The 6,285-nt window shown below is 72.1% G+C and carries 6 protein-coding genes; 2 read left to right on the plus strand and 4 right to left on the minus strand.

Translation table 11 applies throughout. The features are described 5' to 3' along the window. Window positions 1–19: 19 nt before the first annotated feature. From ACWC2T_RS29810 to ACWC2T_RS29825, 4 genes are all read right to left on the minus strand, one after another. Complete coding sequence (locus ACWC2T_RS29810; protein ID WP_450673443.1) at window positions 20–769, minus strand: MIP/aquaporin family protein; 750 nt, start codon at window positions 767–769, stop codon at window positions 20–22. Window positions 770–1,148: 379 nt separating this feature from the next. After that, the gene (locus ACWC2T_RS29815) at window positions 1,149–2,795 is read right to left on the minus strand and encodes an EAL domain-containing protein (protein WP_450673444.1); all 1,647 of its coding nucleotides are present in this window, start codon (window positions 2,793–2,795) and stop codon (window positions 1,149–1,151) included. 133 nt (window positions 2,796–2,928) lie between these two features. Beyond that, entirely contained in the window at window positions 2,929–4,119 is a 1,191-nt protein-coding gene (locus tag ACWC2T_RS29820; RefSeq protein ID WP_450673445.1) for a lipid-transfer protein, read from the minus strand. After that, entirely contained in the window at window positions 4,116–4,541 is a 426-nt protein-coding gene (locus tag ACWC2T_RS29825; protein ID WP_450673450.1) for a Zn-ribbon domain-containing OB-fold protein, read from the minus strand. Before ACWC2T_RS29825 ends, ACWC2T_RS29820 begins: the two co-directional genes overlap by 4 nt. 98 nt (window positions 4,542–4,639) lie before the next feature. Here ACWC2T_RS29825 and ACWC2T_RS29830 point away from each other — a divergent pair, with 98 nt between their 5' ends. Then, window positions 4,640–5,449, plus strand: coding sequence for a M15 family metallopeptidase (locus ACWC2T_RS29830; RefSeq protein ID WP_450673446.1), 810 nt, complete (start codon window positions 4,640–4,642; stop codon window positions 5,447–5,449). Window positions 5,450–5,495: 46 nt separating this feature from the next. After that, a complete protein-coding gene (locus ACWC2T_RS29835) occupies window positions 5,496–6,032 on the plus strand; it encodes an NUDIX domain-containing protein (RefSeq protein ID WP_450673447.1) in 537 nt (178 codons plus the stop codon). The last annotated feature ends 253 nt before the right edge of the window (window positions 6,033–6,285 follow it).

Here is a 6,285-nt window from a genome sequence, read left to right on the forward strand (position 1 = left end):
AGGCCCGGGACATGGGCGGTCAGAAGGCCGCGTGGTAGAGGGCCCCGGCGAGCGCCCCGCCGATCAGGGGCCCGACGACCGGGATCCATGCGTAACGCCAGTCGGAGGTGCCCTTGTTGGGGATCGGCAGGAAGGTGTGCACGATGCGCGGGCCGAGGTCGCGGGCCGGGTTGATGGCGTAACCCGTGGGGCCGCCGAGGGAGAGCCCGATGCCGACGACGAGCAGGGAGACGATCAGCACGGTGGTGCCGGACTCGCCGAGTCCCTTCGTCAGCCCGAAGGCAAGGATCGGCAGCACGAGCGCGACGGTCGCGATGATCTCGGTGACGAGGTTGGCCACCGGGTTCCGGATCTCCGGGATGGTCGAGAAGATCCCGAGCGTCGGCACCGGTTCGTCGGCCGTGCCCTCCGTTGTGCCCTCCCTGCGGACGTTGGCCTGGAACTGGGCGAGGTACACGAGATAGGCCAGTACGGCCCCGAGCATCGCGCCGACGAGCTGGCCCAGCAGATACACCCAGACCTTGCCCCACTTGCCGGTGTCGATGGCGATGCCGATGGTGACCGCGGGGTTGAGCTGGCCGCCGGAGAGCGGAGCGGCGGTGTACGCGCCCGCCAGGACGCCGAAGCCCCAGCCGAACGCGATGACGACCCAGCCCGAGGCCCGCGCCTTGGAGTGTCTGAGGGTGACGGCGGCGCAGACACCGGCACCGAAGAGGATCAGGATCGCGGTGCCGATGACTTCGCCGACGAAGATGTCTCCGTTGCTCATGGCGGCTCCCTTGGCGCCGTGGGGGCGGTCTGCCCCGGACCTCCGTGCAGGAACGTTCCGTTGGCGTCTTCAGCCGTAGGCAGGGAGCCCCGTGCCCCGCCCGGCGTCCGTGACGAGCGTGCCGTCGCAGCCGTATCGCCGGTCAGGGGCGAGTCGTGGAGCAGGACAGACCCGTGGCACTGTGCCTGATAACACCGAGAATGTACGGCGATGTCGACTGACACCGGGAAGTGTTCACCGGCGCCCCGGGGGCGTCAAGGTTGCCGACGGCGACGGTGACGGCGACTCGCCCCGCGGCCCGGCGACGACGGTGCCGGCAGCCCCGTCGATGCCCAGGTCACCGCCGCCGGGACGCAACGGACCTCTCAGGGAGGGACGTTCACCGCCCCGGCTCGACGGTTGCGTACCCGGCCTGCGCCGGTGCCGCCCCGGCGCGCCGGACCTCATGGCCGGGCAGCCCGGCCCGGCCGAGCACCCAGCTCGCGCCGCGCAGTGCCTTGGCCGCCTTCTTCAGCGGAGCGAGGTGGGCGGCGACCTGGCGGTGGTCGCCCACACTCCCCGGCGCGCACACCACGGTCGCCAGCGAGAGGGTGACCGGCAGGTCTCCCGCCGACCAGGGCGCGTCGAGCACCGCCGCGACCAGCGGGTCGAGTGCCTGCTCCTCGGTCAGCACCAGGAAGTCGTCCCCGCCGATGTGCCCCACGCGCGCGTGCCCCGAGGCCGCCTGCTGCAGCGCTCGCCCCACCGACCGGATCAGCTCGTCGCCCATGGCGAAACCGGCACCGTCGTTGACCTGCTTGAAGTGGTCGATGTCGAGCCAGCTGAGCGCGAACGTCCGGCCGTCCGCGATCCACCGGTCCACCTCGCCGGTGATCGCGTCCGAACCGGGCAGCCGGGTCAGCGGATTGAGCCCGGCTGCCTCCTCGACCCGGCTCTCGGCCAGGGCCCGCACCAGATCCGCGAGCCGTACGACGCCCACGCACCGGCCGTACCGGTCGACCACCGCGACATCGTCGGAGGTCCGGTCCCGGCCACCGATCGCGACCACGTCCAGCACTTCCCAGGCGGTGGCGTCGACGCCGACCGTACGGGGCGCGTCCCCCAGCTTGAAGGCCGGCCGGTCGGCGTACAGGGCGTGCCCGTAGCGGCCGGACATCGACAGCAGGAAGCGTGAGCGGTGCACCGAGCGCACGGGCCTGCCGGCCTGGTCCACCAGCAGCACGCCGGAGACGTCCGGCGATCCGGTCAGCAGCGCCCGCACCTGCCCGGCCGAGGCGGTCACCGGCAGTACGGCGGCCGGGCGCACGAACTCCCGCACGGACGGCCCGGACCGGGGCACACCGACGGTGCCGGGGGAGCGGGGCGGAACGTATACGTCCGCGGCGGGGATCCGGGCGGGCGGCGCGAACAACTCGCCCTGGCCCAGCTGCGCCCCGGCCGACAGCGCCGCCGCGAACTGCAGCTCGGTCTCCACACCCTCCACCGCGACCAGGGCCCCCAGTTCCTCGCACAGCGCCCGCATCGCCCGCACCGCGGCCGGCCGGGACAGCAGCGAGGCATCGAGTTTGACCAGGTCGGGGCAGAGGTCGGTGAGCAGCCGCAGTGGTACGTCGCCGTCCCCTATGCCGTCGGCGCTGATCCGGAAGCCCTGCTCGCGCAGCCTGGCCACCGTCTCCAGCAGGGCCCGTTGCGGCACGTGCGTGTAGGGCGGGACCACGTCCAGTGTCACCTCCCAGGGCAGGCGCCCGGCCGCGCGCACGGCGTCGTGCAGCGGGGCCAGGCCGCCGAGGTCGGCGAGGGTGGCCGCGAACACGTTCAGGTGGAGCGGCAGCAGGGTTTCCTTCTGCGTGGCGGCGCGGAGCGCCAACACCGTGAGCCTGCCGTCGAGTTCGGGGTCCCGGCGGGCCTCGGCCAGGATGTCACCCGTCTCCGGGCGGGCGAGTGTCTCCAGTGCGGTGACCGCGCCCGTCCTCAGGTTGACCACCGGCTGGAAGGCGAAGCGGAGAGTGTCCGTCCAGGAGTGCACGTGAGGATGATGGCGCTGCCCGCGGGCGCCCAGGGGCAGTTCATGAGACGTTCACGCAGGATTCCGGGCTGATCACAGAGCGTGGAAGACCTCTGTGGCCTCACGTGTCACGCGCCGCTTGTCTCCGATGCCGTCACCTCACCGCGACCACCGAGGATCCGTGCCCGAAAAGCCCCTGGTTGGCGGAGATCCCCACCCGCGCACCGGCGATCTGCCTCTCGCCCGCCGTACCTCTCAGCTGCCAGGTCAGCTCGCAGACCTGGGCGACGGCCTGGGCCGGTACCGCCTCCCCGAACGAGGCAAGCCCGCCACTGGCGTTGACGGGTATGCGGCCGCCCGGCCCCGTCGCGCCCTCCCGCAGGAGCTTCGCCCCCTCGCCCTCGCCGCACAGCCCCAGGTCCTCGTACCACTGCAGCTCCAGCGCGGTGGACAGGTCGTAGACCTCGGCCAGGGACAGGTCGCCGGGGCCGACGCCGGCCTCCTCGTAGGCGGCCCGGGCGATGGAGGCCCGGAAGGTCTCCTCGGGGGCGCTCACCGCCACGGTGGAGTCCGTGGCGATGTCCGGCAGGTCCAGCACCGTGTTCGGGAAGCGCGGGGTCAGCGTCGACACCGCCCGGATCCGCACCGGCCTGGTCACCCCGTGCCGGTGCGCGAACTCCACGCTGGAGAGCACCAGGGCCGCCCCGCCGTCGGAGGTGGCGCAGATGTCGAGCAGCCGCAGCGGATCGGCGACCACCGCGGACGCGGCGACCTCCTCGGAGGTGACCCGCCTGCGGTAGCGGGCGTAGGGGTTGAGCGCGCCCATGGCGGCGTTCTTCACCTTGACCAGCGCGAAGTCCTCCGGTGTGTCCCCGTGCACCGCCATCCGCCGCCGCGCGTACAGCCCGAAGTACGCCGGATTGGTCGCGCCCAGGACCCGGAAGCGCAGCCAGTCCGGATCGTCCGGCCGGTCGCCGCCCGCCGGGCGGAAGAACCCCTTGGGCGCCGCGTCCGCCCCCACCACGAGGACGACGTCCGCGAGCCCGGCGAGTATCTGTGCCCGGGCCGTCGCGATGGCCTGTGCCCCGGAGGCGCACGCCGCGTACACACTGGCGACCCTGGCCCCCTGCCACCCCAGGGCCCTGGCGAAGGTCGCTCCGGCCACATACCCGGGATACCCGCCGCGCACCGTGCCGGCGCCCACGACCGAGCCGACCTCGCGCCAGTCGACACCGGCGTCCGCGAGCGCCGCGCGGGCCGCCGCCGTCCCGTACTCCACGAAGGACCGGCCCCATTTGCCCCACGGGTGCATGCCCGCGCCGAGCACCGCCACGTCCGTCGTCACGCCCTCACCCCCGTCGGCCGCCACTGCCAGGTCGTCCAGGTCGTCTCCGCGTCCTCGTGGAGCACTCCGGGGACGACCTCCACCTCCATGCCCACCGTCAGATCGGCGACGGTGATCCCGGGAGCCGCCTGACCCAGCACCACGATCCTCTCGGCCTCCAGCTCCACAGCGATCAACGCGTACGGCTCCCACGGAAGTTCCGGATCGCTCACATAGGGTGACGGCGGACGGTACCGGCTGTCCGTGTACGACCAGACGCGCCCTCGCCGTGACAGCGGCACCTCCTCGAGATCTCCGCCGTCACACCCGGGATTGCGGCAGTGGGCGTCCTCGCGGGGGAAGAACACCGAGGCGCATGCCGCGCACCGGGTGCCGAGGAGCCTGAAGTCGTCACCTGTGCCGGCGAACCATCCGTCGACCACAGGCGTGCGTGTGTGAGACATCGCCCTCCCTGCCGAGGTAATCTGACGGAACGTCAGAAGTGTGTCACGGACCTCCGGAATTGGGCAGTGCACGAGACATGACACGACTCACCAGTGCAGTACGCGGGCTGGTCACCGCTTTCGCCGCCCTGCTGGCCGTGACCACCGCCCCCGCCACCGCCGGGGCGACGACGGAGCCCAGGGCGCCGAAGGACTTCGTGGCCCTGAGAACCGTGGACCCGACGATCCTCCAGGAGATCCGCTACTTCACCCCGCACAACTTCGTCGGCGAGCGCATCGACGGCTACGAGCAGCCGATCTGCATCCTCACCCGCCCCGCCGCCGAAGCCCTCCACAAGGCGCAGCTCACCCTGCTGCGCAAGGGCTACACCCTCAAGGTGTACGACTGCTACCGGCCGCAGCGGGCCGTGGACCACTTCGTCCGCTGGGCGAAGGACCTCGACGACCAGTCGATGAAGGGCGAGTTCTACCCGAACGTCGACAAGACCCGCCTGTTCGCGGACGGTTATATCGCCGAGAAATCCGGCCACAGCCGCGGCTCGACCATGGACCTCACCATCGTGAAGCTCCCCGCGAAGCCGACCCGGCCCTACCACCCCGGGCAGCCGCTCGTGCCCTGCTACGCGCCCAAGGACGAGCGTTTCCCCGACAACTCCGTCGACATGGGCACCGGATTCGACTGCTTCGACACCCTCGCGCACACGCTCGACCCCCGCATCCAGGGCGAACAGCGCGCCAACCGCCTGCTGCTCAAGAACACCCTGGAGAGCCTCGGATTCGTGAACCTCGCCGAGGAGTGGTGGCACTACACGTACAAGCCCGAGCCCTACCCGGACACCTACTTCGACTTCCCCGTGTCCTCGAAGTCGCTCATCGGCACCCACTGAGCAGCCTTCGGAAGAGGTCCTTCCTCTGATCGGATACAGTCCGCGCGTGTCCGAAACTCAGCACTCAACTGCCAACTCCGCACCGGACTCGCACTGTTCGTGTTGCGGAGCGCCCTACGGAGAGGGCGTTTCCGGCTGGCCGCGCACCTGCCCGTCCTGCGGGACCGTCGCGTACCGCAATCCGCTGCCGGTCGCGATCGCGCTCCAGCCCGTGTACGACACCAAGGGCACGGCCCTGGTCGTCATCACCCGGACCGTCGCCCCCGCCCGCGGGGGCACGGCACTGCCCGGCGGCTACATCGACGACCGGGAGGACTGGAAGCAGGCCGTCGTGCGCGAGCTCAAGGAGGAGACCGGCATCGACGCGGCCGCCCGGGACGTGCGGCTCGTGGACGCCATGAGCTCGCCCGACGGGCACCTTCTGCTGTTCGGACTCCTCCCGGAACGCCCGGTGGAGGGGCTTCCGCCGGCCGAGGCCACGGACGAGACCGAGGGCTGGCGGCTGCTGCGCAGGCCCGAGGAACTCGCCTTCCCGCTGCACACCGTGGCCGTACGGGCCTGGTTCGAGGGCCGGTACGTCTGACCGGCGCGTCCCGGTCGGGCCTTCGGGCCCGCACGGGGTACGGGGGCACGGCCGTGTCCGGGCCTTCGGGCCCGCGCCGGGCACGGGGCTCGGCCGTGTCCGAGCCCTCAGGCCCGCACCCGGCACGGGGGGCTCGGCCGTCCTCGCGCCGGACCGGAGGCTCGGCCGAGCCCTCGCTCCCGCGCTCGCCGGGAGCGCCTGGCCGGCGCCGTCCCGGCCGACTGGCGGTGCGTCGGCATCGTGCGCGCGCGGG

Source organism: Streptomyces sp. NPDC001393, from assembly GCF_053597455.1.

Coding starts and splice junctions, on each gene's coding strand:
- ACWC2T_RS29830 (WP_450673446.1), top strand. CDS start 4,640: ATGACACGACTCACCAGTGCAGTACGCGGGCTGGTCACCGCTTTCGCC.
- ACWC2T_RS29810 (WP_450673443.1), bottom strand. CDS start 769: ATGAGCAACGGAGACATCTTCGTCGGCGAAGTCATCGGCACCGCGATC.